This is a genomic window from Pseudomonas sp. P4_C4, assembly GCF_056402055.1.
Window position 1 is genome coordinate 17014 of record NZ_JBFUID010000014.1, and the last position, 25962, is coordinate 42975.

The 25962-nt window shown below is 59.7% G+C and carries 24 protein-coding genes; 22 read left to right on the plus strand and 2 right to left on the minus strand.

Going from position 1 to position 25962, the window contains the following annotated elements:
* Window positions 1–12: 12 nt before the first annotated feature.
* A complete protein-coding gene (gene clpS, locus AC1DXW_RS09875) occupies window positions 13–375 on the minus strand; it encodes an ATP-dependent Clp protease adapter ClpS (protein ID WP_032829596.1) in 363 nt (120 codons plus the stop codon).
* 224 nt (window positions 376–599) lie between these two features.
* On the opposite strand from clpS, the gene AC1DXW_RS09880 reads away from it, so the two are divergent.
* Window positions 600–881, plus strand: a complete 282-nt coding sequence (locus AC1DXW_RS09880) for a cold shock domain-containing protein (protein ID WP_477755246.1) — start codon at window positions 600–602, stop codon at window positions 879–881.
* A gap of 79 nt (window positions 882–960) precedes the next feature.
* On the opposite strand, the gene icd is transcribed toward AC1DXW_RS09880, so the two are convergent.
* Window positions 961–2217 carry an NADP-dependent isocitrate dehydrogenase gene (gene icd, locus AC1DXW_RS09885; RefSeq protein ID WP_057399856.1) on the minus strand — a complete coding sequence of 419 codons (1257 nt, stop codon included), beginning with the start codon at window positions 2215–2217 and terminating at the stop codon, window positions 961–963.
* Here icd and AC1DXW_RS09890 point away from each other — a divergent pair.
* The 21 genes from AC1DXW_RS09890 to nuoL all read left to right on the plus strand — a co-directional run bounded on the left by AC1DXW_RS09890 (window position 2216) and on the right by nuoL (window position 25952).
* Window positions 2216–2383, plus strand: a complete 168-nt coding sequence (locus AC1DXW_RS09890; protein WP_191628038.1) for a hypothetical protein — start codon at window positions 2216–2218, stop codon at window positions 2381–2383. The two genes, icd and AC1DXW_RS09890, sit on opposite strands and share 2 nt — an antisense overlap.
* A gap of 326 nt (window positions 2384–2709) precedes the next feature.
* On the plus strand, window positions 2710–4935 hold the full coding sequence (locus AC1DXW_RS09895; RefSeq protein ID WP_477755247.1) for an NADP-dependent isocitrate dehydrogenase: 2226 nt from the start codon (window positions 2710–2712) through the stop codon (window positions 4933–4935).
* 198 nt (window positions 4936–5133) lie between these two features.
* Window positions 5134–5580 (plus strand): NUDIX hydrolase, encoded by a 447-nt coding sequence (locus AC1DXW_RS09900; protein ID WP_477755248.1) that lies wholly within the window; start codon window positions 5134–5136, stop codon window positions 5578–5580.
* 59 nt (window positions 5581–5639) lie between these two features.
* Window positions 5640–6773 (plus strand): tRNA 2-thiouridine(34) synthase MnmA, encoded by a 1134-nt coding sequence (gene mnmA, locus AC1DXW_RS09905; RefSeq protein WP_477755249.1) that lies wholly within the window; start codon window positions 5640–5642, stop codon window positions 6771–6773.
* Window positions 6770–7393 (plus strand): high frequency lysogenization protein HflD, encoded by a 624-nt coding sequence (hflD, locus tag AC1DXW_RS09910; RefSeq protein ID WP_108217855.1) that lies wholly within the window; start codon window positions 6770–6772, stop codon window positions 7391–7393. The genes mnmA and hflD overlap by 4 nt, the downstream gene beginning before the upstream one ends.
* A gap of 124 nt (window positions 7394–7517) precedes the next feature.
* Window positions 7518–8888, plus strand: a complete 1371-nt coding sequence (gene purB, locus AC1DXW_RS09915; RefSeq protein ID WP_103405060.1) for an adenylosuccinate lyase — start codon at window positions 7518–7520, stop codon at window positions 8886–8888.
* Window positions 8889–8974: 86 nt separating this feature from the next.
* The gene (locus AC1DXW_RS09920) at window positions 8975–10144 is read left to right on the plus strand and encodes a ribosomal protein uL16 3-hydroxylase (RefSeq protein WP_477759982.1); all 1170 of its coding nucleotides are present in this window, start codon (window positions 8975–8977) and stop codon (window positions 10142–10144) included.
* Entirely contained in the window at window positions 10137–10562 is a 426-nt protein-coding gene (locus AC1DXW_RS09925; RefSeq protein WP_477757067.1) for a GNAT family N-acetyltransferase, read from the plus strand. Before AC1DXW_RS09920 ends, AC1DXW_RS09925 begins: the two co-directional genes overlap by 8 nt.
* Window positions 10563–10850: 288 nt before the next feature.
* Window positions 10851–11627, plus strand: coding sequence for a secretin N-terminal domain-containing protein (locus AC1DXW_RS09930; RefSeq protein ID WP_477756702.1), 777 nt, complete (start codon window positions 10851–10853; stop codon window positions 11625–11627).
* Between the two features lie 459 nt (window positions 11628–12086).
* Window positions 12087–13412 (plus strand): isocitrate lyase, encoded by a 1326-nt coding sequence (aceA, locus tag AC1DXW_RS09935; RefSeq protein ID WP_007970439.1) that lies wholly within the window; start codon window positions 12087–12089, stop codon window positions 13410–13412.
* A 642-nt stretch (window positions 13413–14054) separates the two neighbouring features.
* Window positions 14055–14468, plus strand: a complete 414-nt coding sequence (locus AC1DXW_RS09940; protein ID WP_003223812.1) for an NADH-quinone oxidoreductase subunit A — start codon at window positions 14055–14057, stop codon at window positions 14466–14468.
* A gap of 10 nt (window positions 14469–14478) precedes the next feature.
* Complete coding sequence (locus AC1DXW_RS09945) at window positions 14479–15153, plus strand: NuoB/complex I 20 kDa subunit family protein (RefSeq protein ID WP_046037844.1); 675 nt, start codon at window positions 14479–14481, stop codon at window positions 15151–15153.
* A 74-nt stretch (window positions 15154–15227) separates the two neighbouring features.
* Window positions 15228–17012, plus strand: coding sequence for an NADH-quinone oxidoreductase subunit C/D (gene nuoC / locus AC1DXW_RS09950; protein ID WP_477759983.1), 1785 nt, complete (start codon window positions 15228–15230; stop codon window positions 17010–17012).
* A gap of 2 nt (window positions 17013–17014) precedes the next feature.
* Complete coding sequence (nuoE, locus tag AC1DXW_RS09955; RefSeq protein ID WP_008053447.1) at window positions 17015–17512, plus strand: NADH-quinone oxidoreductase subunit NuoE; 498 nt, start codon at window positions 17015–17017, stop codon at window positions 17510–17512.
* A complete protein-coding gene (nuoF, locus tag AC1DXW_RS09960) occupies window positions 17509–18864 on the plus strand; it encodes an NADH-quinone oxidoreductase subunit NuoF (RefSeq protein WP_477753952.1) in 1356 nt (451 codons plus the stop codon). Before nuoE ends, nuoF begins: the two co-directional genes overlap by 4 nt.
* 137 nt (window positions 18865–19001) lie before the next feature.
* Complete coding sequence (nuoG, locus tag AC1DXW_RS09965) at window positions 19002–21716, plus strand: NADH-quinone oxidoreductase subunit NuoG (protein ID WP_477753953.1); 2715 nt, start codon at window positions 19002–19004, stop codon at window positions 21714–21716.
* On the plus strand, window positions 21713–22720 hold the full coding sequence (gene nuoH, locus AC1DXW_RS09970) for an NADH-quinone oxidoreductase subunit NuoH (RefSeq protein WP_046037838.1): 1008 nt from the start codon (window positions 21713–21715) through the stop codon (window positions 22718–22720). The genes nuoG and nuoH overlap by 4 nt, the downstream gene beginning before the upstream one ends.
* 12 nt (window positions 22721–22732) lie before the next feature.
* Window positions 22733–23278: an NADH-quinone oxidoreductase subunit NuoI gene (nuoI, locus tag AC1DXW_RS09975; protein WP_477753954.1), complete on the plus strand. Its 546-nt coding sequence runs from the start codon at window positions 22733–22735 to the stop codon at window positions 23276–23278.
* A 9-nt stretch (window positions 23279–23287) separates the two neighbouring features.
* Window positions 23288–23791, plus strand: a complete 504-nt coding sequence (gene nuoJ, locus AC1DXW_RS09980; RefSeq protein ID WP_046037836.1) for an NADH-quinone oxidoreductase subunit J — start codon at window positions 23288–23290, stop codon at window positions 23789–23791.
* Between the two features lie 2 nt (window positions 23792–23793).
* On the plus strand, window positions 23794–24102 hold the full coding sequence (gene nuoK / locus AC1DXW_RS09985) for an NADH-quinone oxidoreductase subunit NuoK (RefSeq protein WP_007946416.1): 309 nt from the start codon (window positions 23794–23796) through the stop codon (window positions 24100–24102).
* Window positions 24099–25952 (plus strand): NADH-quinone oxidoreductase subunit L, encoded by a 1854-nt coding sequence (gene nuoL / locus AC1DXW_RS09990; protein ID WP_477753955.1) that lies wholly within the window; start codon window positions 24099–24101, stop codon window positions 25950–25952. The genes nuoK and nuoL overlap by 4 nt, the downstream gene beginning before the upstream one ends.
* Window positions 25953–25962: the final 10 nt, after the last annotated feature.

The following is a 25962-nucleotide window of genomic DNA, read 5'->3' on the forward strand; positions in this document are numbered from 1 at the left end:
AGTGGTCGGCGATTAACCGTCCTTCTCGATTTCACAGAGTAGCGGATGCTGGCTTTCCCTGGCGTACTGGTTGACCTGCATGGCCTTGGTCTCGGCGATGTCGCGGGTAAACACTCCACATACTGCCCGCCCTTCTGTATGGACGGCCAGCATGACCTTGGTCGCCAGCTCGCGATTCAGGTTAAAAAACACCTCGAGCACTTCGACGACGAAATCCATCGGTGTGTAGTCATCGTTGAACAAAACCACCTTGTACATCGGCGGCGCCTGTAGTGCAGGCTTTGCCTCCTGAACAGCAATGCCTGTGGAATCGTCGTCGTGTAAATCAGGGCGATCCTGATTGAATGTTAGTCGAATCTGGCTGATTGCATGCATGGAAAGAAAGGTTCGTCAGTTGTTCAAATACATTGGTGGGGGCGGCTATCAGCGTTTTCAACTCCGACTGCCCGGTCAGCTTGACTATCGGCAAAACGGTGTTACAACCAATAGAGCCCACAGTGGGTAAAAAAGGTCCGCGGAGTCAATCTTATTTACAGATTCGACTGCGGATGTACTGGATGATACTCCAGTGATGGAGTCTGTTGCAGAGGGAGTTGGGTATGTCAGTTGGCAAGGTGAAATGGTTCAACAATGCCAAGGGATTCGGTTTCATTAACACCGATGCCAAAGAAGGCCGTGATGAGGACGGCAAGGAAATCGATTTCTTTGCTCACTATTCGGCCATCGCGATGGACGGCTACAAAACCCTCAAGGCCGGACAAATCGTCAGCTTCGAGATCGTTCAGGGCCCCAAAGGCTTGCATGCATTGAATATCACGTCTGCCACGCTCCCGAGCGAACAGACCGCGCCCGCCACCCAGCACGAAACGGTGTCGAGCTGACGCAACCCGTCATCCAGTCATAAAAAAACCGCCTGACTCAACTTATTGAATCAGGCGGTTTTTGTGTGCCTGCGCGTTCTTACATGTGCGAGATCAGCGCATCACCGAAACCGGAAGACGATACCAGCTTCGCACCTTCCATCAGACGTTCGAAGTCATAGGTCACGGTCTTGGCGGAAATCGCGCCGTTGGTGCCCTTGATGATCAGGTCGGCTGCTTCGGTCCAGCCCATGTGGCGCAGCATCATTTCAGCGGACAGGATCAGCGAACCGGGATTGACCTGGTCCTTGCCGGCGTATTTCGGCGCAGTACCGTGGGTGGCTTCGAACATGGCCACGGTGTCGGACAGGTTGGCACCTGGCGCGATACCGATACCGCCCACTTCCGCCGCCAGGGCGTCGGAGAGGTAGTCGCCGTTCAGGTTCAGGGTCGCGATCACATCGTACTCGGCCGGGCGCAGCAGGATCTGCTGAAGCATGGCATCGGCGATCGCATCCTTGACGACAACGTTCTTGCCGGTTTTCGGGTTCTTGAACTGCATCCACGGACCACCGTCGAGCAGGGTCGCGCCGAACTCTTCAGCCGCCACTTCGTAGGCCCATTCCTTGAAGGCACCCTCGGTGAACTTCATGATGTTGCCTTTGTGCACGATGGTCAGCGAATCGCGATCGTTGTCGACAACATATTGCAGGGCCTTGCGCGCCAGACGCTTGGTGCCTTGCAGGGAAACCGGCTTGACGCCGATGCCGCAGTTTTCGTCGAAACGGATCTTGGTCACGCCCATTTCTTCTTTCAGGAACTTGATGACCTTGGTGGCTTCCGGCGTACCGGCCTTCCACTCGATGCCGGCGTAGATGTCCTCGGAGTTCTCGCGGAAGATGGTCATGTCGACATCGCCTGGCTTCTTGACCGGGCTAGGCACGCCTTCAAACCAGCGCACCGGGCGCAGGCAGACGTACAGGTCGAGTTGCTGACGCAGGGCCACGTTGAGGGAACGGATGCCGCCACCGACCGGGGTGGTCAGCGGGCCCTTGATGGAAACCACGTAATCCTTGACCGCGTCCAGGGTTTCCTGAGGCAGCCAGGTGTCCTGATCGTAAACCTGAGTCGCTTTCTCCCCGGCGTACACTTCCATCCAGGAAATCTTGCGCTCGCCACCGTAAGCCTTCTTAACAGCAGCATCGACAACCTTGATCATGACCGGGCTGATGTCGACACCAATGCCGTCGCCTTCGATGAAGGGGATGATCGGGTTATTAGGAACATTGAGAGAATGGTCTGCATTGACGGTGATTTTGTCGCCGACGGCTGGAACCTGAATCTTCTTGTAACCCATGCTGAACTCCATTGATTGGATTGAACATCTGGCTTGGTTCGAGCGTAACCCAGTTGAATCGGCGCGCAAACCCTATGTTCCATCCATCTGGCGCAAAGCCTTGCAACTCGTGCGCTACAAGCCTGAAAGCAAAGGGAAAAGCGCCAAAACCAAGCACGACGAATGACTCTACGCCCGACTTGCCCCTGCGACCTTTAGACCAATGGACGACATTCGTTGCGTATGAACCATCGGCAGATTGCCAGCTACCTATGTATAATGCCGCCGCTGACCACAGGGTCACGACGGTTGAAGTGCTCTACGACGAGACTTTCCGCCTGGCAGGCCGGCCTGTTATCGCAGTCCGGCCACTTGACGCCTTACTGATGCACCCAACATCACAGCAACGAAACCTCGATATTCGGCTCATGGATGACTTTGAACGAACGCGCTTACCCGGCGCCCTCGAGTTTCTGCGCACGCTTTAGCAAAGAAGAGAGAGTTAATCCGAATATGCCCACCCGCTCGAAGATCATCTATACCTTCACCGACGAAGCTCCTGCCCTCGCCACCTATTCACTGTTGCCTATCGTAGAGGCGTTCACCGCCTCGGCTGATATCGCCGTTGAAACCCGCGATATCTCTCTTGCAGGGCGCATCCTGGCCAGCTTCCCCGAGCAACTGGGTGACAAAGCCGTAGCCGACCACCTCGCCGAACTGGGCGCCCTGGCCGTTACGCCTGAAGCCAACATCATCAAGCTGCCGAACATCAGCGCTTCGGTTCCACAACTGCAAGCCGCGATCAAAGAGCTGCAAGCTCAGGGCTACGCACTGCCGGACTACCCTGAGACCGTCACCAGCGACGCCGACAAAGAAGCCAAGGCGCGCTACGACAAGATCAAGGGCAGCGCCGTAAACCCGGTTCTGCGYGAAGGCAACTCAGACCGCCGTGCTCCGCTGTCGGTCAAGAACTACGCACGCAAGCACCCGCACAAAATGGGCGCCTGGGCCAAGGACTCCAAGTCCCACATCGCACACATGAGCACCGGCGATTTCTACGGCAGCGAAAAAGCTGCCCTGATCGACGCCGCTGACGCCGTGAAGATCGAACTGATCGCTCAAGACGGCACCGCCACCGTCCTGAAAGAAAAGACCAGCGTACAAGCCGGTGAGATCCTCGATTGCGCGGTATTGAGCAAAAACGCCCTGCGCAGCTTCATCGCGGCCGAAATCGAAGACGCCAAGGCACAAGGCGTGCTGCTGTCGGTTCACTTGAAAGCCACCATGATGAAGGTCTCCGACCCGATCATGTTCGGCCAGATCGTTGCCGAGTTCTATAAAGACGCACTGGCCAAGCACGCTGACGTGCTGGCACAGATCGGCTTCAACCTGAACAACGGCATCGGCGACCTGTACGCTCGCATCAAGGCCTTGCCTGCCGAGCAGCAAGCGCAGATCGAAGCTGACATCCAGGCGGTCTACGCCGTTCGCCCTTCCCTGGCGATGGTCAACTCCGACAAAGGCATCACCAACCTGCACGTGCCGAGCGACGTCATCGTCGACGCCTCGATGCCAGCAATGATCCGTGACTCCGGCAAGATGTGGGGCACCGACGGCCAGCTGCACGACACCAAGGCCGTGATCCCGGATCGCTGCTACGCGACCATCTACCAGGCAGTGATCGAAGACTGCAAGGCCAACGGCGCGTTCGATCCGACCACCATGGGCAGCGTGCCAAACGTTGGCCTGATGGCGAAGAAAGCCGAAGAATACGGTTCCCACGACAAGACTTTCCAGATCAAGTCTGACGGCGTTGTTCGCGTGACCGACAGCAAAGGCACCCTGCTGATGGAACAGGCTGTTGAAGCCGGCGACATCTTCCGCATGTGCCAGACCAAAGATGCGCCGATCCAGGACTGGGTCAAACTGGCCGTCAACCGTGCTCGCGCCAGCAGCACTCCGGCGATTTTCTGGCTTGACCCAATGCGCGCCCACGATGGCGTAGTGATCGAGAAAGTTCAGGCTTACCTGAAAGATCACGACACTGCCGGCCTGGACATCCAGATCATGGCGCCGGTCGACGCGATGAAGTACACCCTGCAGCGCACCCGCGAAGGTAAAGACACCATCTCGGTGACCGGCAACGTACTGCGCGACTACCTGACCGACCTGTTCCCGATCATGGAACTGGGCACCAGCGCCAAGATGCTGTCGATCGTGCCGCTGATGAACGGCGGTGGCCTGTTCGAAACCGGCGCTGGCGGTTCGGCTCCGAAGCACGTTCAGCAGTTGCTGGAAGAAAACTTCCTGCGCTGGGATTCGCTGGGTGAATTCCTGGCCCTGGCCGCGTCCCTGGAACACCTGGGCGTGACCTACAACAACCCTAAGGCGCTGGTGCTGGCCAAGACCCTGGACCAGGCCACCGGCCAGTTCCTGGACAACAACAAGTCGCCATCGCGCAAAGTCGGCAACATCGACAACCGCGGCAGCCACTTCTACCTGGCACTGTACTGGGCTCAAGCCCTGGCTGCCCAGACCGAAGACACTGCACTGCAAGCGCAGTTCGCGACCCTGGCCAAGACCCTGACCGAGAACGAGGCGACCATCGTTGCCGAACTCAACGCCGTTCAGGGCAAGCCAGTGGACATCGGCGGTTACTACCACGCCGACGCCGAGCTGATCAGCAAGGCCATGCGCCCGAGCGCAACCTTCAACGCGGCAGTTGCTGCGCTGGTTTAAGGTTGTAAGGGAACATCACAAACCCCGGCCCTGTGCCGGGGTTTGTGTTTTCAGAACCCAGACAAAACCAATGTAGGAGCGAGCCTGCTCGCGATAGCGGTATATCATTCAACATTGATTCGCCTGACCCACCGCTATCGCGAGCAGGCTCACTCCTACATTTGACTGTGTTTCAACATTGGAAATTGAGGACGATTCATGGACTGGAAACCCCACATCACCGTCGCCACCATCGTCGAAGACAACGGCCGCTTCCTGATGGTCGAGGAACTCAAGCACGGACGCGTGGTGCTTAACCAGCCCGCCGGTCATCTGGACCCGAACGAAACACTGACCGAAGCCGCCGTGCGCGAAACCCTCGAGGAAACCGGCTGGGACGTCGAACCGACCGGCGTACTGGGCATTTACCTCTATACAGCCCCAAGCAACGGCGTGACCTACCAGCGGATCTGTTTCATCGCCAAAGCGTTGAAACACCACCCCGACTACCAACTGGATGACGGCATCATCGGCGCCAAGTGGTTGACCCGCGAGGAATTAATCGAGCAGCGCGACAACTGGCGCAGCGAGCTGATCATCCGCTGCATCGACGACTATCTGACAGGCCAACACTTCGGCCTCGAATTGATCCGTCCTTCTCTTTAGCCTTGCGGGCCTTAGCCTGCTAGAATCGCGTCTTTTTTCAAGACACTCATTGAATCCCTATGCGTGATCCAGCCCCTTCTGACACACAAAAGAAGCGCGTCATTGTCGGCATGTCCGGCGGCGTGGACTCTTCCGTTTCCGCCCTCCTGCTGATCGAGCAGGGCTATGAGGTGGAAGGCCTGTTCATGAAGAACTGGGAAGAAGACGATGGAACGGAATACTGCACCGCCATGGATGATCTGGCGGATGCCCAGGCCGTTTGCGACAAGATTGGCATCAAGCTGCACACCGCCAACTTCGCCGCCGAGTACTGGGACAACGTGTTCGAGCACTTCCTGGCCGAATACAAGGCCGGACGCACGCCGAACCCGGACATCCTGTGCAACCGCGAAATCAAGTTCAAGGCGTTCCTCGACTACGCCATGATGCTCGGCGCCGACCTGATCGCCACCGGTCACTACGTGCGTCGCCGCGACATCGACGGCTGCACCGAACTGCTCAAGGGCCTGGATCCGAACAAGGACCAGAGCTACTTCCTGCACGCCGTCGGCGGTGAACAGATCGCCAAGACCCTGTTCCCGGTCGGCGAGCTGGAAAAACCGCAAGTGCGCGCCATTGCCGAGAAATACGAACTGGCGACCGCGAAGAAAAAGGATTCCACCGGGATCTGCTTTATCGGCGAGCGCCGCTTCAGCGACTTCCTCAAGCAGTACCTGCCAGCGCAACCGGGCGAGATCAAGACCACCGAAGGTGAAGTCATCGGCCGTCACCACGGCCTGATGTACCACACCATCGGCCAGCGCCAGGGCCTGGGCATTGGCGGGCTGAAAGATGCCAGCGATGAGCCGTGGTACGTGCTGATCAAGGACCTGGAACACAACGAGCTGATCGTTGGCCAGGGCAACGATCACCCGTGGCTGTTCTCCCGCGCCCTGCTCGCTTCCGATATCTACTGGGTCAACCCGATCGATCTGAGCCAGCCACGCAAGCTGACCGCCAAGGTTCGTTATCGCCAGAGCGACCAGCCGTGCACCCTGGAAAAAACCGCCACCGGTTATCGCGCGACCTTCGATGATCCGCAACGCGCGGTCACTCCGGGCCAGTCCGTGGTGTTCTACGACGGTGAAATCTGCCTCGGCGGCGGCGTGATTGAAGTAGCCGAGCCGTGGACGAGCAAGGGCCAGGCCCTATGAACCCGATTCAGGAGCAACTGACAGCACTGGGCGGCGTGTTTCTCGCCGCCGTGCTGGTGGACAGGATTGCCAAGTCCGGCCAGACCAACGAAGCCGGACTGACCTGCATGCTCGGTAGCCTGCTGATCCGCGACCCCAAGGACACTTTGGAAGTCTACGGCGGCGACGACATCAACCTGCGTGAAGGCTACCGCGCGCTGATTGGCGCCCTCGAACGCGATCCAAGCGCCCTGCAGCGCGAACCGCTGCGTTATGCCCTGGCCATGCTCGGCCTTGAACGTCAGCTGGCCAAGCGAAACGACATGCTCGACGTGATTGGCAAGCGTCTGCCGCAGATTCAGTCCCAGGTCGAACACTTCGGCCCGGCCCACGAAAACGTGATCGCTGCATGCGGCGCGCTGTATCAGGACACCCTGAGCACCCTGCGCCAACGCATCCAGGTGCACGGTGACATGCGCAACCTGCAACAACCGAGCAATGCCTCGAAAATTCGCGCCCTGCTGCTGGCCGGCATCCGTTCGGCGCGCCTGTGGCGGCAATTGGGCGGTCATCGCTGGCAGCTGGTGATCAGCCGCCGCAAATTGCTGAAAGAGCTTTACCCGTTGATGCGTAACGAATAACCCGCATCGACAGAACTGAACATAGCAATACGCGTAATACGCCGGTCAGTTGGCGACGGACCGGCGGATTTTTTCATGTATGATACGCGCCCCATTTCGTTGCCCGACTGTCCGAGAACACCCCATGCAGCTCTCTTCGCTCACTGCGGTTTCCCCTGTTGACGGCCGCTACGCCGGCAAAACCCAGGCCCTGCGCCCAATTTTCAGCGAGTACGGCCTGATCCGTGCCCGCGTTCTGGTTGAAGTGCGCTGGCTCCAGCGCCTGGCCGCTCACCCTGCCATCAGCGAAGTGCCGGCGTTCTCTGCCGAAGCCAACGCTGTGCTCAACACCCTGGCGGAAAATTTCTCTCTGGAGCACGCCGAGCGCGTCAAAGAGATCGAGCGCACCACCAACCACGACGTCAAGGCCATTGAATACCTGCTCAAAGAGCAGGCGGCCAAGCTGCCGGAACTGGCCAAGGTCAGCGAGTTCATCCACTTTGCCTGCACCAGTGAGGACATCAACAACCTGTCCCACGCCCTGATGCTGCGCGAAGGCCGTGATGACGTGATGCTGCCGCTGATGCGCCAGACCGCCAACGCCATCCGCGAACTGGCGATCCGCTTCGCCGACGTACCGATGCTGTCGCGCACCCACGGTCAACCGGCCTCACCGACCACCCTGGGTAAAGAACTGGCGAACGTGGTTTACCGCCTGGAGCGCCAGATCGCTCAAGTCGCTGCCGTTCCGCTGCTGGGCAAGATCAACGGCGCTGTCGGCAACTACAACGCCCACCTGTCGGCCTACCCCGAGATCGACTGGGAAGCCAACGCCCGCGCCTTCATCGAAGACGAGTTGGGCCTGGGCTTCAACCCGTACACCACGCAGATCGAACCGCACGACTACATCGCCGAGCTGTTCGACGCGATTGCGCGCTTCAACACCATCCTGATCGACTTCGACCGCGACATCTGGGGCTACATCTCCCTGGGCTATTTCAAGCAGCGCACCATCGCTGGCGAAATCGGCTCGTCGACCATGCCGCACAAAGTCAACCCGATCGACTTCGAGAACTCCGAAGGCAACCTGGGCATCGCCAACGCACTGTTCCAGCACCTGGCGAGCAAACTGCCAATCTCTCGCTGGCAGCGCGACCTGACCGACTCCACCGTACTGCGCAACCTCGGTGTCGGCTTCGCCCACAGCGTGATCGCCTACGAAGCCAGCCTCAAGGGCATCAGCAAGCTTGAGCTCAACGAGCAGAAGATTGCCGCTGACCTGGACGCCTGCTGGGAAGTACTGGCCGAGCCGATCCAGACCGTAATGCGTCGCTACAACATCGAAAACCCGTACGAAAAGCTGAAAGAACTGACCCGCGGCAAGGGCATCAGCCCAGAAGCACTGCAGACTTTCATCGACGGCCTGGACATGCCAGCCGCCGCCAAGGCCGAGCTGAAATTGCTCACCCCGGCCAACTACATCGGCAACGCTGCAGAACAAGCCAGACGCATCTGATCGACCGCTAGACCCTTTTAAGACGCCCGGCAGCGCCGGGCGTTTTTATTCCCGTCTGAAAAGTGCATTTTTTCAATAGGTTACACATGAATCCTGATATTCCTCTTCAACTTCTGGGCGGCATCACGGCACGGGAATTCCTGCGCGACTACTGGCAGAAAAAACCACTGCTGATCCGCCAGGCGATTCCTGATTTCGAAAGCCCGATCGACGCCGACGAACTGGCCGGCCTGGCGCTGGAAGAAGAAGTCGAATCGCGACTGATCATCGAGAATGGCGAGCGTCCGTGGGAACTGCGTCGCGGCCCGTTCGCCGAAGATGAATTCAGCAAGCTGCCTGAACGTGACTGGACCCTGCTGGTTCAAGCCGTGGATCAATTCGTGCCGGAAGTCAGCGAACTGCTGGAAAACTTCCGCTTTCTGCCGAGCTGGCGCATCGACGACGTGATGATCAGCTACGCCGCGCCAGGTGGCAGCGTTGGTCCGCACTTCGACAACTACGACGTGTTCCTGCTGCAAGGCCACGGCAAGCGCAACTGGAAGATCGGCCAGATGTGCAACACCGAGAGCCCGATGCTGACCCACGCCGACCTGCGCATCCTCTCCGAATTCGAAGCCACCGATGAATGGGTGCTGGAACCGGGCGATATGCTCTACCTGCCACCGCGCCTGGCCCATTGCGGCGTTGCCGTTGATGAATGCATGACCTACTCGGTCGGCTTCCGCGCACCGAGCGCCGCTGAAGTGCTGACCCACTTCACTGACTTCCTCAGCCAGTTCCTGTCGGACGAAGAACGCTACACCGACGCCGACGCCTTGCCGACTGCCGACCCTCACCAGATCCAGCGCGATGCACTCGACCGCTTGAAAGGCCTGCTGGCCGAGCACATGAGCGACGAGCGCCTGCTGCTGACCTGGTTCGGCCAGTTCATGACCGAGCCACGTTACCCGGAACTGGTGGTGGGCCCGGAAGACGTCGAAGAAGAGGACTTCATGTCCGCCCTGGAGCAAGGCGCGATCCTGATTCGTAACCCGAGCGCACGCCTGGCGTGGTCTGAAGTCGATGACGACCTGCTGCTGTTCGCCAGCGGCCAGAGCCGTTACCTGCCAGGCAAGCTGCGCGAACTGCTGAAGATGATCTGCGCCGCCGACTCGCTGCACGCCGACAACCTCGGCGAATGGCTGAGCGACGAAGACGGCCGCGGCCTGCTGTGCGAACTGGTCAAGCAAGGAAGCCTGGGGTTTGCCGATGAATAAGATTCACGTACGTGTCGCAGACTGGCAAAAGGACAACGCCGAGATCCGGCGCATTCGTGAGACGGTGTTCGTCGCCGAGCAATCCGTTCCGCCAGAATTGGAATGGGACGCCGATGACATTGATGCAGTGCATTTCCTCGCTTACGAAGGCGACTTTCCGATTGGCACCGCCCGCTTGCTGCCCGATGGTCACATCGGCCGAGTGTCGGTGCTCAAGGACTGGCGTGGCCTGAAAGTCGGCGACGCACTGATGCAAGCGGTGATTGGCGAAGCTGAAGAGCACGGGTTGAAGCAGCAGATGCTCAGCGCTCAAGTGCAAGCCACGGCGTTCTATGAGCGCCTGGGCTTTCACATGGTCAGTGAGGAGTTCCTGGAAGCCGGGATTCCCCATGTGGACATGGTTCGCCATTCGGCCTGAGACCCTGTAGCGAGGGGGCTTGCTCCCTCGCCACAAATGCACTCGACTACACAACAAAACGCCCCGCCATCTCCGGATGCCGGGGCGTTTTGCTGTCTACCATTCAACTTGCCCCATCCCGGGCCGACAAACTGACAATATCAACACTTGTAGGAGCGAGCTTGCTCGCGATGGTCGTCAACGATAATGCGTGAAGTCTGACACCCCACGGCGCTCTCAAGTCCATCGCGAGCAATCGAGCGTCGACCGGCTGCTCCTACACAAATCACAATGGCGGAGATAACGGACATGTCCCTACGCACCCTGCTCAGCACCCTGCTGGTGGCCTGCAGCTTTTCGGTCTTGGCAGCCACCGAAATCGTGCCCCTGAACTACCGCACCAGCGCCGACCTGCTGCCGGTGGCGCAGGATTTCGTCGGCAAGGACGGCCAGGTCAGCGCCTACGGCAATCAGCTGATCGTCAACGCCGATCAACGCAAGATCGACGAACTTAAAGCCCTTCTTTCGCAACTCGACACCGCACCCAAGCGCCTGCTGATCACCGTCGACACCAGCGACAACAACTTCCAGGACGACCAGGGTTATTCGGTCAACGGCGCCAAGTCAAACCAGACCCGCATCATCAACTACAGCACCGATAGCCGCGACGGCGGCATTCAGCAAGTGCAGGCCAGCGAAGGCGCACCGGCACTGATCCAGGTCGGCCAGAGCGTGCCGATCACCAGCAGCCAGAGCGACTCCTATGGCGGTTACCGCAACCAGACTGAATACCGCAACGTCACCCAGGGCTTCTACGTCACCGCAAACGTCACCGGTGACATCGTTCACTTGTCGATCAGTACCAACCGTGACCGCACGAGCCAGGAACGTCCCGATGTAGTGAACGTACAAAGCACCGACACAACCGTCACCGGTCACCTCGGTGAGTGGATCCTGCTGGCCGGGGTGAATGGCCAGACCCAGGCCGACAAACAGGGCCTGACCCGCAGCTACTCGACCCAGAGCCGCAACGACATGACATTGCGGGTGAAAGTCGACACCCTGGACCAAAGCACCAAAAACTGACTGACGAGTCGTATTAGACCAAAGATGTAGTGCTTGAAAAAAAGCACTACAAAACGTTTGACGAGCCAAAAAAGCGAAGGCATGATGGCCTCGCTCCCGCTAATCAGAGGCCCTGGCAAGGGCCTTCGAGGCGATGTTCGCACCTACCCCCGCGAACCGCTTCGTGTCTGTACCGCCCACAAGGTGTGTTTGACGAGGTTGTCGACTGGAACGAAGTTGTCCCGAGGGACGGAAGCGTAATAGGTAACCCGGCACCACACTGATGTTCGCACCAAGGCCCACGACGCCCGAATGCGCCCGCAGTTCGCCTTTACCTGCTCACTTCCCCTCGAGCCGATCGTTCATCCCGTCGCCCTCCCCGCCGAATCCGACTTGACCGCTTAAGCTTCTGGTCAGCGAGCGCAGGAATTTTCCACCGCAGAACAACTTTTCATAAAGACGCGACGAGGTTTATCTCCCATGGCACTGACACGCGAACAGCAAATTGCAGCCCTCGAAAAAGACTGGGCTGAAAACCCGCGCTGGAAAGGCGTGACACGCACTTACTCCGCTGCTGACGTCGTCCGCCTGCGTGGCTCGGTTCAACCTGAGCACACCTTTGCAAAAATGGGCGCCGAGAAGCTGTGGAACCTGGTCACCCAGGGTGCCAAGCCGGCCTTCCGTCCCGAGAAAGATTTCGTCAACTGCATGGGCGCCCTGACCGGCGGCCAGGCTGTACAACAAGTCAAGGCCGGTATCCAGGCGATCTACCTGTCGGGCTGGCAAGTGGCTGCGGACAACAACTCCGCCGAATCGATGTACCCGGATCAGTCGCTGTACCCGGTGGACTCGGTTCCAACCGTGGTCAAGCGCATCAACAACTCGTTCCGTCGTGCCGACCAGATCCAGTGGAAAGCCGGCAAGAACCCGGGCGACGCTGGCTACATCGACTACTTCGCGCCAATCGTGGCTGACGCTGAAGCCGGTTTCGGCGGCGTACTGAACGCTTACGAGCTGATGAAGAGCATGATCGAAGCAGGCGCCGCCGGCGTTCACTTCGAAGACCAACTGGCTTCCGTGAAGAAATGCGGCCACATGGGCGGCAAGGTACTGGTTCCTACCCAGGAAGCCGTACAGAAGCTGACCGCTGCTCGCCTGGCTGCTGACGTTGCCGGTACTCCGACCATCATCCTGGCCCGTACCGATGCTAACGCCGCTGACCTGCTGACTTCCGACTGCGACCCGTACGACCAGCCATTCGTGACTGGCGAACGTACCCAGGAAGGCTTCTACAAAGTGCGCGCCGGCCTGGACCAGGCCATCGCTCGCGGTCTGGCCTACGCTCCGTACGCCGACCTGATCTGGTGCGAAACCGCCAAGCCAGACCTGGACGAGGCTCGTCGCTTCGCTGAAGCGATCAAGAAGGAATACCCGGACCAACTGCTGTCGTACAACTGCTCGCCTTCCTTCAACTGGAAGAAAAACCTGGACGACGCGACCATCGCCAAGTTCCAGCGCGAACTGTCCGCCATGGGCTACAAGCACCAGTTCATCACCCTGGCCGGCATTCACAACATGTGGCACAGCATGTTCAACCTGGCGCACGACTACGCCCGCAACGACATGACTGCCTACGTGAAGCTGCAAGAGCAGGAATTCGCTGACGCCGCCAAGGGTTACACCTTCGTGGCGCACCAGCAGGAAGTGGGCACCGGCTACTTCGACGACATGACTACCGTGATCCAGGGTGGCTCGTCTTCAGTGACCGCACTGACCGGTTCGACCGAAGAAGAACAGTTCCACTGATCTGCTTCGCCTGAGACATCAGCCGCTGCGGACCCGATAGAAAGCTAACTGCAGCGCTGCACATCTGACGCCCCGACTGGTTCGGGGCGTTTTTTTTGCCTGGGATTCAACAAACACTGCAAAACCCCTTGTAGGAGCGAGCCTGCTCGCGATGAGGCCGACACATCCAGCAGAGATGTCACCTGACAGACCGCTATCGCGAGCAGGCTCGCTCCTACAGGGGATGGTGGTGATCCGGAAAAACATTGATCCAGAGCGCCATCTCTGTCAGAAAAATCCGCTAAAACACGCCCCGCCGCTACTTGCTGTAACGCCCATATAAGACAACTTCCCGAGCATCCGAAGGACAAGCAGTTTAAAAACCACGCCAAACAATACTGATTATCATTTAGCAACAACTATGTTCGTTACATTCCCTACAAAACATAATTGACGAAATGCCGGCTAATGCCCGAGCCGCAAGGCCTGTGGGGGTTTTGAGGCACGCTATGTCCTTATTCCTATAATAAATTTCGCTATAGGAATTTTACTTGCCGGGTGTTTAGCCATAAAATCAGCGGGATTGATTGCTGCGACATATCGTCACTGCCTTTGTTTCTTTTCAAGCTCAGAGACCTTTGCTCTCTGTTAAGGATTACCAGCATGCCCGAAGCGACAGGACTCATGGCCCACAACTGGGGCTTTGCCATTTTCCTTCTAGGCGTTGTCGGCCTCTGTGCCTTCATGCTGGGCGTCTCCAGCCTCCTTGGGTCAAAAGCCTGGGGCCGCAGCAAAAACGAACCGTTCGAGTCCGGCATGCTACCTACAGGTGGCGCCCGCTTGCGGCTCTCAGCCAAATTCTATCTGGTCGCGATGCTCTTCGTGATCTTCGATATCGAAGCCCTCTTTCTCTTTGCATGGTCTGTGTCCGTCCGCGAAAGCGGCTGGACCGGATTCGTCGAAGCTCTCGTTTTCATAGCAATTCTGTTGGCAGGCCTTGTCTACCTATTCCGAGTGGGCGCCCTTGACTGGGCTCCGGAAGCTCGGCGCAAGCGGCAAGCGAAGCTGAAACAATGAGGCTTTGGCAATGCAATACAATCTCACCAGGATCGACCCCGATGCTCCTAACGAGCAGTATCCGATTGGCCAGCGGGAAACCGTTTCCGATCCGTTAGAAGATCAAGTCCACAAAAACATTTTCATGGGCAAGCTCGAAGACGTGCTTAACGGCACGATCAACTGGGGGCGCAAGAACTCCCTGTGGCCGTATAACTTCGGTCTTTCGTGCTGCTACGTGGAAATGACCACCGCCTTCACGGCGCCCCACGACATCGCGCGCTTTGGCGCCGAGGTTATCCGGGCATCACCGCGCCAGGCGGATTTCATGGTTATCGCCGGTACCTGCTTCATCAAGATGGCGCCGATCATTCAGCGTCTCTACGAGCAAATGCTCGAACCTAAATGGGTCATCTCCATGGGTTCGTGCGCCAACTCCGGTGGCATGTACGACATCTACTCCGTCGTTCAAGGGGTGGACAAGTTCCTGCCCGTGGACGTCTACGTGCCTGGCTGCCCGCCCCGCCCTGAGGCTTTCCTGCAAGGCTTGATGCTTTTGCAAGAGTCGATTGGACAGGAGCGTCGCCCGCTTTCCTGGGTCGTCGGCGATCAAGGCGTGTATCGCGCCGAGATGCCTTCCGAGAAGGAAAAGCGCCGCGAACAGCGAATCGCAGTCACCAACCTGCGCAGCCCCGACGAAGTCTGATCCAGATCTGCTTCTTTCCATAGAACGAGAACCTGGCTTCATTCTTTACGTTGACCGAAAGCGATAAAATAACCATGACTACAGGCAGTGCTCTGTACATCCCGCCTTACAAGGCAGACGACCAGGATGTGGTCGTCGAACTGAACAACCGTTTTGGCCCGGAGGCGTTCACCGCCCAGCCTACCCGCACCGGCATGCCGGTGCTTTGGGTTGCCCGCGCCAAACTCGTCGAAGTCCTGGGTTTCCTGCGCAACCTGCCCAAGCCGTACGTCATGCTCTATGACCTGCACGGCGTGGACGAGCGTCTGCGTACCAAGCGTCAAGGGCTGCCGAACGGCGTCGACTTCTCCGTGTTCTATCACTTGATGTCGATCGAACGTAATAGTGACGTAATGATCAAGGTCGCCTTGTCCGAGAGCGACCTCAGTTTACCGACCGTCACCAGCATCTGGCCGAACGCCAACTGGTACGAGCGTGAAGTCTGGGACATGTTCGGCATCGACTTCAAAGGCCACCCTCACCTGTCGCGCATCATGATGCCGCCGACCTGGGAAGGTCACCCGCTGCGCAAGGACTTCCCGGCGCGTGCCACCGAGTTCGACCCGTTCACCCTGAACCTGGCCAAGCAGCAGCTCGAGGAAGAGTCCGCGCGCTTCAAGCCGGAAGACTGGGGCATGAAGCGTTCCGGCCCGAACGAGGACTACATGTTCCTCAACCTCGGCCCGAACCACCCGTCCGCGCACGGTGCGTTCCGCATCATCCTGCAGCTGGACGGTGAAGAGATCGTCGACTGCGTACCGGACGTCGGTTACCACCACCGTGGTGCCGAGAAGATGRCCGAGCGTCAGTCCTGGCACAGCTTCATCCCATACACCGACCGTATCGACTACCTCGGCGGCGTGATGAACAACCTGCCGTACGTGCTCTCGGTCGAGAAGCTGGCCGGCATCAAGGTGCCGGAGAAGGTCGACGTCATCCGCATCATGATGGCCGAGTTCTTCCGGATCACCAGCCACCTGCTGTTCTTGGGTACCTACATCCAGGACGTCGGCGCCATGACCCCGGTGTTCTTCACTTTCACCGACCGTCAGCGCGCGTACACGGTGATCGAAGCCATTACCGGTTTCCGCCTGCACCCGGCCTGGTACCGCATCGGTGGCGTCGCCCACGACCTGCCGCGCGGCTGGGAAAAACTGGTCAAGGATTTCGTCGAGTGGATGCCCAAGCGTCTGGACGAATACCAGAAAGCCGCACTGGACAACAGCATCCTGCGTGGCCGGACCATCGGCGTCGCCGACTACAACACCAAAGAGGCCCTGGAATGGGGCGTCACCGGTGCCGGCCTGCGTTCGACCGGTTGCGATTTCGACCTGCGCAAAGCGCGTCCGTACTCGGGCTACGAGAACTTCGAATTCGAAGTGCCGCTGGCCGCCAATGGCGATGCCTATGACCGCTGCATCGTGCGTGTCGAGGAGATGCGCCAGAGCATCAGGATCATCGACCAGTGCCTGCGCAACATGCCGGAAGGCCCGTACAAGGCGGATCACCCGCTGACCACGCCGCCGCCGAAAGAGCGCACCCTGCAGCACATCGAAACCTTGATCACACACTTCCTGCAAGTTTCGTGGGGCCCGGTCATGCCGGCCAACGAATCCTTCCAGATGATCGAAGCGACCAAGGGCATCAACAGTTATTACCTGACGAGCGATGGCGGCACCATGAGCTACCGCACCCGGATTCGTACCCCAAGCTTCCCGCACCTGCAGCAGATCCCTTCGGTGATCAAAGGCAGCATGGTCGCGGACTTGATTGCGTACCTGGGTAGTATCGATTTCGTTATGGCCGACGTGGACCGCTAAGCATGAACAGCACGCTTATCCAGACAGACCGTTTCACCTTGAGTGAAACCGAGCGCTCGGCCATCGAGCACGAGTTGCATCACTACGAAGACCCGCGAGCGGCGTCGATCGAAGCCCTGAAGATCGTCCAGAAGGAACGTGGCTGGGTGCCGGACGGCGCCCTGTACGCCATCGGCGAGATCCTCGGCATCCCGGCCAGCGACGTTGAAGGTGTGGCGACGTTCTATAGCCAGATCTTCCGTCAGCCAGTGGGCCGTCACATCATTCGCGTCTGCGACAGCATGGTCTGCTACATCGGCGGCCACGAGTCCGTGGTCAGTGAAATCCAGAGCAAACTGGGCATCGGCCTGGGTCAGACCACCACCGATGGTCGTTTCACCCTGCTGCCGGTCTGCTGCCTCGGCAACTGCGACAAGGCGCCGGCGTTGATGATCGACGACGACACTTTCGGTGATGTGCAGCCAGCAGGCGTTGCCAAATTGCTCGAGGGCTACGTATGACCCTGACTTCCTTCGGTCCGGCCAACCTCATCAAACGTTCGGCCGAGACTCACCCACTGACCTGGCGTCTGCGTGACGACGGCGAAGCCGTATGGCTCGACGAGTACCAGGCCAAGAACGGTTACGCCGCTGCGCGCAAGGCCTTCGCCGACATGGCTCAGGACGACATCGTCCAGACCGTGAAAGACTCCGGCCTCAAGGGCCGCGGCGGTGCAGGCTTCCCCACTGGCGTGAAGTGGGGCCTGATGCCAAAGGACGAATCCATCAACATCCGCTACCTGCTGTGCAACGCGGATGAAATGGAGCCGAACACCTGGAAAGACCGCATGCTGATGGAGCAACTGCCCCATCTGCTGATCGAAGGCATGCTGATCAGTGCCCGCGCGCTGAAAACCTACCGTGGCTACATCTTCCTGCGTGGCGAGTACACCACCGCCGCCAAGCACTTGAACCGTGCCGTGGAAGAAGCCAAGGCAGCTGGCCTGCTGGGCAAGAACATCCTGGGTTCGGGTTTTGATTTCGAACTGTTCGTCCACACTGGCGCCGGGCGTTACATCTGCGGTGAAGAAACCGCACTGATCAACTCCCTCGAAGGCCGCCGCGCCAACCCGCGCTCCAAGCCGCCGTTCCCGGCCGCCGTTGGCGTGTGGGGCAAGCCGACTTGCGTGAACAACGTCGAGACCCTGTGCAACGTGCCGGCGATCATTGCCGACGGCGTGGACTGGTACAAATCGTTGGCCTGCGAAGGCAGTGAAGACATGGGCACCAAGCTCATGGGCTTCTCCGGCAAGGTGAAGAACCCGGGCCTGTGGGAACTGCCATTCGGCGTCACCGCTCGCGAGCTGTTCGAAGACTACGCCGGCGGCATGCGCGACGGTTACAAGCTCAAGTGCTGGCAGCCTGGCGGCGCCGGTACCGGCTTCCTGTTGCCGGAACACCTGGACGCACAAATGTACGCCGGCGGCATCGCCAAAGTGGGCACCCGTATGGGTACCGGCCTGGCCATGGCGGTGGACGACAGCGTCAACATGGTGTCCCTGCTGCGCAACATGGAACAGTTCTTCGCCCGCGAGTCCTGTGGCTTCTGCACCCCGTGCCGCGATGGCTTGCCATGGAGCGTCAAGCTCCTGATGGCCATCGAGAACGGTGAAGGGCAAGCCGGCGACATCGAGACCCTGCTGGGTCTGGTCGGCTTCCTCGGCCCAGGCAAGACCTTCTGTGCTCACGCACCGGGCGCCGTGGAGCCGTTGGGCAGCGCGATCAAATACTTCCGCCATGAGTTCGAAGCCGGTATCGCGCCAGTCAGCGCCGCCGTCCCGCCTCTGGCAAGGCCGATCCTGGTCGGCGCGTAAACGCTTAAAAAAGGCGAAGGGTCCGTGCCCTTCGCTTTTCGTGTGATGACGCCTTTAACGGCTGTGTTGATTCACGCGGATAACAAGATTCCATTAGCCACGCCCGCTGACACCGGGCCAACGAAGAACTTTGAACCATGGCCACTATCCACGTAGACGGCAAAGAGCTCGAAGTCGATGGGGCAGACAACCTGTTACAGGCATGTCTGTCGCTAGGCCTCGATATCCCTTATTTCTGCTGGCACCCTGCCCTTGGCAGCGTTGGCGCTTGCCGCCAGTGCGCGGTCAAGCAGTACACCGACGAGAACGACACCCGTGGTCGTATCGTGATGTCCTGCATGACCCCTGCCACCGACGGCACCTGGATCTCCATCGAAGATGAAGAGTCCAAGGCCTTCCGCGCCAGCGTTGTTGAATGGTTGATGACCAACCACCCTCACGACTGCCCGGTCTGTGAAGAAGGCGGTCACTGCCACCTGCAAGACATGACGGTAATGACCGGCCACAACGAGCGCCGTTACCGCTTCACCAAACGTACCCACCAGAACCAGCAACTGGGCCCGTTCATTTCCCACGAAATGAACCGCTGCATCGCTTGCTACCGTTGCGTGCGCTTCTATAAAGACTACGCCGGCGGCACCGACTTGGGCGTATACGGCGCCCACGACAACGTGTACTTCGGTCGCGTTGAAGACGGCACCCTGGAAAGCGAGTTCTCCGGCAACCTCACCGAGGTCTGCCCGACCGGTGTGTTCACCGACAAGACTCACTCCGAGCGCTACAACCGCAAGTGGGACATGCAGTTCTCGCCGAGCATCTGCCATGGCTGCTCCAGCGGTTGCAACATCTCCCCGGGCGAGCGTTACGGTGAACTGCGTCGTATCGAAAACCGTTTCAACGGTTCGGTGAACCAGTACTTCCTGTGCGACCGTGGCCGTTTCGGCTATGGCTACGTCAACCGCGAAGACCGCCCGCGTCAACCGCTGCTGGCCAACGGCACCAAGCTGAGCCTCGACGAAGCGCTGGATAAAGCCGCTGACCTGCTGCGCGGCCGCAACATCGTCGGTATCGGTTCGCCTCGCGCCAGCCTCGAAAGCAACTACGCGTTGCGTGAACTGGTCGGCGCCGAACACTTCTACTCGGGTATCGAAGCCTCCGAACTGGAACGCATCCGTCTGGTCCTGCAAGTGCTGAAAGACAGCCCGCTGCCAGTGCCGAACATGCGCGACATCGAAGACCACGACGCCGTGTTCGTCCTCGGTGAAGACCTGACCCAGACTGCTGCGCGCATGGCCCTGTCCCTGCGCCAATCGGTCAAGGGCAAGGCCGAAGACATGGCCGACGCCATGCGCGTCCAGCCTTGGCTCGACGCCGCCGTGAAGAACATCGGCCAGCACGCGCTGAACCCGCTGTTCATCGCAAGCATCGCTGAAACCAAGCTCGACGACATCGCCGAAGAGTGCGTTCACGCCGCTCCAGACGACCTGGCCCGCATCGGTTTCGCCGTAGCTCACGCCCTCGACGCCAGCGCTCCTGCCGTTGAAGGCCTGGACAGCGAAGCACTCGAGCTGGCCAAGCGCATCGCCGACGCCCTGCTCGCTGCCAAGCGCCCACTGATCATCGCCGGTACCTCTCTGGGCTCCAAGGCGCTGATTGAGGCTGCTGCCAACATTGCCAAAGCTCTGAAGCTGCGCGAGAAGGACGGTTCCATCAGCCTGATCGTGCCAGAGGCCAACAGCCTCGGCCTGGCCATGCTCGGTGGCGAATCGGTTGATGCCGCGCTACAAGCGGTGATCGACGGTAAGGCCGACGCCATCGTCGTGCTGGAAAACGATCTGTACACCCGTACCGACAAAGCCCGTGTCGATGCTGCCCTGACCGCCGCCAAAGTGCTGATCGTCGCCGACCATCAGAAGACTGCCACCAGCGATCGCGCGCACCTGGTTCTGCCAGCCGCCAGCTTCGCTGAAGGCGACGGCACCCTGGTCAGCCAGGAAGGCCGCGCCCAGCGCTTCTTCCAGGTCTTCGATCCGAAGTACATGGACGCGAGCATCCTGGTTCACGAAGGCTGGCGCTGGCTGCATGCCCTGCGCGCGACCCTGCTGAACCAGCCAATCGACTGGACCCAACTGGACCACGTCACCGCCGCTGTCGCTTCCAGCACCTCGATCCTGAACCGCATTGTCGATGCCGCACCGTCCGCCGCGTTCCGCATCAAGGGCATGAAACTGGCCCGTGAACCGCTGCGTTACTCCGGTCGTACCGCCATGCGCGCCGACATCAACGTGCATGAACCGCGTACTCCGCAAGACAACGACACCGCGTTCAACTTCTCGATGGAAGGTTACTCGGGCTCGGTCGAACCGCGTCAGCAAGTGCCATTCGCCTGGTCTCCGGGCTGGAACTCGCCGCAAGCCTGGAACAAGTTCCAGGACGAAGTCGGTGGTCACATCCGCGCTGGCGACCCGGGCACCCGCCTGATCGAAAGCAGCGGTGACTCGCTGAACTGGTTCGCCAGCGTTCCGCGCGCGTTCAATCCGGCCCAGGGCACCTGGCAGGTTGTACCGTTCTTCCACCTGTTCGGCAGCGAAGAGAACTCTTCGAAAGCCGCTCCGGTTCAGGAACGCATTCCGGCTGCTTATGTTGCGCTGGCCAAGTCCGAAGCCGACCGTTTGGGCGTCAACGATGGCGCCATGCTGAGCCTGAACGTGGCTGGTCAGACCCTGCGTCTGCCACTGCGTATCAATGAAGAGCTGGGCGCCGGTCTGGTGGCATTGCCTGCGGGCATCGCCGGCATTCCGCCAGCGATCGCAGGCTTTTCCGTTGACGGTCTGCAGGAGGCAGCTCAATGACCTTGTTCACTCCTGAAGTGATCGACATCATCATCGCGGTCCTCAAGGCCGTGGTGATTCTGCTTGCCGTGGTGGTTTGCGGCGCCCTGCTGAGCTGGGTCGAGCGTCGTCTGCTCGCCCTCTGGCAGGACCGTTACGGTCCGAACCGTGTCGGTCCGTTCGGCGCATTCCAGATCGCGGCCGACATGATCAAGATGTTCTTCAAGGAAGACTGGACGCCGCCGTTCGCCGACAAAGTGATCTTCACTTTGGCGCCGGTCGTGGCCATGAGCGCCTTGCTGATTGCCTTCGCAATCATCCCGATCACCCCGACCTGGGGTGTCGCGGACATCAACATCGGCATCCTGTTCTTCTTCGCCATGGCTGGCCTGTCGGTCTACGCGGTGCTGTTCGCCGGCTGGTCGAGCAACAACAAGTTCGCCCTGTTGGGCAGCTTGCGTGCCTCGGCGCAGACCGTGTCGTACGAAGTGTTCATGGGCCTGTCGCTGATGGGCATCGTGATCCAGGTCGGCTCGTTCAACATGCGCGACATCGTTGAATATCAAGCGCAGAACCTGTGGTTCGTCATTCCGCAGATCTTCGGTTTCCTGACCTTCTTCATCGCTGGCGTCGCCGTGACTCACCGTCACCCGTTCGACCAGCCGGAAGCGGAGCAGGAACTGGCCGACGGTTACCACATTGAATACGCCGGCATGAAATGGGGCATGTTCTTCGTCGGCGAGTACATCGGCATCGTGTTGATTTCGGCGCTGCTGGTGACCTTGTTCTTCGGTGGCTGGCACGGTCCGTTCGGCATCCTGCCGCAGATCCCGTTCATCTGGTTCGCGTTGAAAACCGCGTTCTTCATCATGTTCTTCATCCTGCTGCGCGCCTCGATTCCGCGCCCACGGTATGACCAAGTGATGGATTTCAGCTGGAAGTTCTGCCTGCCGCTGACCCTCGTCAACATGCTGGTGACCGCTGCGATCGTGTTGCTCAACACGCCCGCCGTCGCGGCTCAGTGAGGATAGAGAATCATGAAGTACATTTTTGACATCGTGCATGGCTTCTACACCCAGCTTCGTAGCCTGGTGATGATTTTCAGCCACGCCTTCCACAAGCGCGACACGCTGCAGTACCCGGAAGAACCGGTCTACCTGCCGCCGCGCTACCGTGGGCGTATCGTCCTGACCCGCGACCCTGATGGCGAAGAACGTTGTGTAGCCTGCAACCTGTGCGCCGTGGCCTGCCCGGTTGGTTGCATCTCGCTGCAGAAAGCTGAAACCGAAGACGGTCGCTGGTACCCGGACTTCTTCCGCATCAACTTCTCGCGCTGCATTTTCTGCGGCCTCTGCGAGGAAGCCTGCCCGACCACCGCGATCCAGCTGACGCCGGATTTCGAAATGGCCGAGTTCAAACGTCAGGACCTGGTTTACGAGAAAGAAGATCTGCTGATCTCCGGCCCCGGCAAAAACCCTGATTACAACTTCTATCGTGTTGCAGGTATGGCGATTGCCGGGAAGCCGAAAGGCTCCGCGCAGAATGAAGCCGAACCGATCAACGTGAAGAGCTTGCTGCCTTAAGGAAGAAAGATGGAATTCGCTTTCTATTTCGCATCGGGTATCGCTGTGGTGTCCACGCTTCGCGTGATCACCAACACCAACCCTGTGCACGCCCTGCTCTACCTGATCATTTCGCTGATCGCCGTGGCGATGACGTTCTTCGCCCTCGGCGCACCGTTTGCCGGTGTCCTGGAAGTGATCGCCTACGCTGGCGCCATCATGGTGCTGTTCGTGTTCGTGGTGATGATGCTGAACCTGGGCCCGGCCTCGGCTCAGCAAGAGCGCGCCTGGCTCAAGCCCGGCATCTGGGGCGGCCCGGTCCTCCTCGCTGCGCTGCTGCTGGTGGAACTGCTGTATGTGCTGTTCTCCCACCAGACCGGTGAAGCCATCGGCCACACCACCGTAGACGCCAAGGCCGTGGGCATCAGCCTGTTCGGTCCTTACCTGCTGGTGGTCGAACTCGCCTCGATGCTGCTGCTCGCCGCAGCCGTCACGGCGTTCCACTTGGGCCGCAACGAAGCCAAGGAGCAATGACGATGCCTGCTATCCCCATGGAGCATGGTCTGGCGGTCGCCGGCATCCTGTTCTGCCTCGGCCTGGTCGGCCTGATGGTCCGCCGCAACATCCTTTTCGTGCTGATGAGCCTGGAGGTCATGATGAATGCCTCCGCCCTGGCGTTCATCGTTGCCGGTAGCCGCTGGGCGCAGCCGGATGGACAGATCATGTTCATCCTGGTGATCAGCCTGGCAGCCGCCGAGGCCAGTATTGGCCTGGCGATCCTGCTGCAACTGTATCGCCGCTTCCACACGCTCGATATCGACGCTGCCAGTGAGATGCGCGGATGAACCTTCTCTATCTGACTTTCCTGTTCCCCCTGATCGGTTTTGTGCTGCTGGCGTTTTCTCGCGGCCGTCTCTCGGAAAACCTTTCGGCGCTGATCGGCGTCGGCTCCATTGGCCTGTCGGCGATCGTCGCGGCCTATGTGATCTGGCAGTTCAACGTCGCCCCGCCGGAAGGCGGTCACTACACCCTGGTGTTGTGGCAGTGGATGGCGGTGGAAGGCTTCACGCCGAACTTCGCCCTGCACCTGGATGGCCTGTCCGTAACCATGCTCGGTGTGGTGGTTGGCGTCGGCTTCCTGATCCACCTGTTCGCCTCCTGGTACATGCGCGGTGAAGACGGCTACTCGCGTTTCTTCGCCTACACCAACCTGTTTATCGCCAGCATGCTGTTCCTGGTCCTGGCCGATAACCTGCTGTTCGTGTACTTCGGTTGGGAAGGCGTGGGCCTGTGCTCGTACCTGTTGATCGGTTTCTACTACAGCAACCGCAACAACGGTAACGCCGCACTCAAGGCCTTCATCGTGACCCGTATCGGCGACGTGTTCATGGCCATCGGCCTGTTCATTCTGTTTGCCCAACTGGGCACCCTGAACATCCAGGAACTGCTGGTGCTGGCTCCGCAGAAATTCCAGTCCGGCGATTTCTGGATGGTCATGGCTACCTTGATGCTGCTGGGCGGCGCTGTCGGTAAATCCGCGCAACTGCCGCTGCAAACCTGGCTGGCGGATGCGATGGCCGGCCCGACTCCGGTTTCGGCACTGATCCACGCCGCAACCATGGTGACCGCCGGTGTCTACCTGATTGCCCGTACCCACGGCCTGTTCACCCTGGCGCCGGAAATCCTGCACCTGGTGGGCATCGTTGGCGGTGTGACCCTGGTTCTCGCAGGTTTCGCCGCACTGGTTCAGACTGACATCAAGCGTATCCTCGCCTACTCGACCATGAGCCAGATCGGCTACATGTTCCTGGCCCTGGGCGTTGGTGCCTGGGATGGCGCGATCTTCCACCTGATGACCCACGCCTTCTTCAAGGCCCTGCTGTTCCTTGCGTCCGGTGCGGTGATCGTTGCCTGCCACCACGAGCAGAACATCTTCAAGATGGGCGGCCTGTGGAAGAAACTGCCACTGGCCTACGCCAGTTTCATCGTCGGCGGCGCGGCCCTGGCGGCCCTGCCTCTGGTGACCGCAGGCTTCTACTCCAAGGACGAAATCCTCTGGGAAGCGTTCGCCAGCGGCAACAACGGTCTGCTTTACGCGGGTCTGGTCGGCGCGTTCATGACTTCGCTGTACACCTTCCGCCTGATCTTCATCGCGTTCCACGGTGAAGCGAAGACCGAAGCCCACGCTGGTCACGGTATCGCTCACTGGCTGCCACTGTCGGTGCTGATCGTACTGTCGACCTTCGTCGGCGCGATGATCGTTCCGCCGCTGCACGGTGTGTTGCCGGAAAGCGTCGGCCATGCCGGCGGCGAAGCCAAGCACAGTCTGGAAATCGCTTCGGGCGCCATCGCCCTGTCCGGTATCCTGCTGGCCGCGCTGCTGTTCCTCGGCAAGCGTCGCTTCGTCACCGGCATCGCCAACAGCGGCATCGGCCGCATCCTCTCGGCCTGGTGGTTCGCTGCCTGGGGCTTCGACTGGATCTACGACAAACTGTTCGTCAAGCCGTACCTGGCGATCAGCCACATCCTGCGCAAAGACCCGCTCGACCAGACCATCGGTCTGATCCCGCGCATGGCCAAAGGCGGTCACACCGCCCTGAGCCGTACCGAGACCGGTCAACTGCGTTGGTACGCCGCCTCGATGGCTGCTGGTGCCGTGCTGGTCATTGGCGCCGTCGTGCTGGTAGCGGTCTGATATGAACCTT

Excerpts from the sequence above, each read along its gene's own strand:
- clpS (WP_032829596.1), bottom strand. The coding sequence starts at position 375 with ATGCATGCAATCAGCCAGATTCGACTAACATTCAATCAGGATCGCCCT.
- AC1DXW_RS09880 (WP_477755246.1), top strand. The coding sequence starts at position 600 with ATGTCAGTTGGCAAGGTGAAATGGTTCAACAATGCCAAGGGATTCGGT.
- AC1DXW_RS09890 (WP_191628038.1), top strand. The coding sequence starts at position 2,216 with ATGCTGAACTCCATTGATTGGATTGAACATCTGGCTTGGTTCGAGCGT.
- icd (WP_057399856.1), bottom strand. The coding sequence starts at position 2,217 with ATGGGTTACAAGAAGATTCAGGTTCCAGCCGTCGGCGACAAAATCACC.
- AC1DXW_RS09900 (WP_477755248.1), top strand. The coding sequence starts at position 5,134 with ATGGACTGGAAACCCCACATCACCGTCGCCACCATCGTCGAAGACAAC.
- mnmA (WP_477755249.1), top strand. The coding sequence starts at position 5,640 with ATGCGTGATCCAGCCCCTTCTGACACACAAAAGAAGCGCGTCATTGTC.
- hflD (WP_108217855.1), top strand. The coding sequence starts at position 6,770 with ATGAACCCGATTCAGGAGCAACTGACAGCACTGGGCGGCGTGTTTCTC.
- purB (WP_103405060.1), top strand. The coding sequence starts at position 7,518 with ATGCAGCTCTCTTCGCTCACTGCGGTTTCCCCTGTTGACGGCCGCTAC.
- AC1DXW_RS09920 (WP_477759982.1), top strand. The coding sequence starts at position 8,975 with ATGAATCCTGATATTCCTCTTCAACTTCTGGGCGGCATCACGGCACGG.
- AC1DXW_RS09925 (WP_477757067.1), top strand. The coding sequence starts at position 10,137 with ATGAATAAGATTCACGTACGTGTCGCAGACTGGCAAAAGGACAACGCC.
- AC1DXW_RS09930 (WP_477756702.1), top strand. The coding sequence starts at position 10,851 with ATGTCCCTACGCACCCTGCTCAGCACCCTGCTGGTGGCCTGCAGCTTT.
- aceA (WP_007970439.1), top strand. The coding sequence starts at position 12,087 with ATGGCACTGACACGCGAACAGCAAATTGCAGCCCTCGAAAAAGACTGG.
- AC1DXW_RS09940 (WP_003223812.1), top strand. The coding sequence starts at position 14,055 with ATGCCCGAAGCGACAGGACTCATGGCCCACAACTGGGGCTTTGCCATT.
- AC1DXW_RS09945 (WP_046037844.1), top strand. The coding sequence starts at position 14,479 with ATGCAATACAATCTCACCAGGATCGACCCCGATGCTCCTAACGAGCAG.
- nuoE (WP_008053447.1), top strand. The coding sequence starts at position 17,015 with ATGAACAGCACGCTTATCCAGACAGACCGTTTCACCTTGAGTGAAACC.
- nuoF (WP_477753952.1), top strand. The coding sequence starts at position 17,509 with ATGACCCTGACTTCCTTCGGTCCGGCCAACCTCATCAAACGTTCGGCC.
- nuoG (WP_477753953.1), top strand. The coding sequence starts at position 19,002 with ATGGCCACTATCCACGTAGACGGCAAAGAGCTCGAAGTCGATGGGGCA.
- nuoH (WP_046037838.1), top strand. The coding sequence starts at position 21,713 with ATGACCTTGTTCACTCCTGAAGTGATCGACATCATCATCGCGGTCCTC.
- nuoI (WP_477753954.1), top strand. The coding sequence starts at position 22,733 with ATGAAGTACATTTTTGACATCGTGCATGGCTTCTACACCCAGCTTCGT.
- nuoJ (WP_046037836.1), top strand. The coding sequence starts at position 23,288 with ATGGAATTCGCTTTCTATTTCGCATCGGGTATCGCTGTGGTGTCCACG.
- nuoK (WP_007946416.1), top strand. The coding sequence starts at position 23,794 with ATGCCTGCTATCCCCATGGAGCATGGTCTGGCGGTCGCCGGCATCCTG.
- nuoL (WP_477753955.1), top strand. The coding sequence starts at position 24,099 with ATGAACCTTCTCTATCTGACTTTCCTGTTCCCCCTGATCGGTTTTGTG.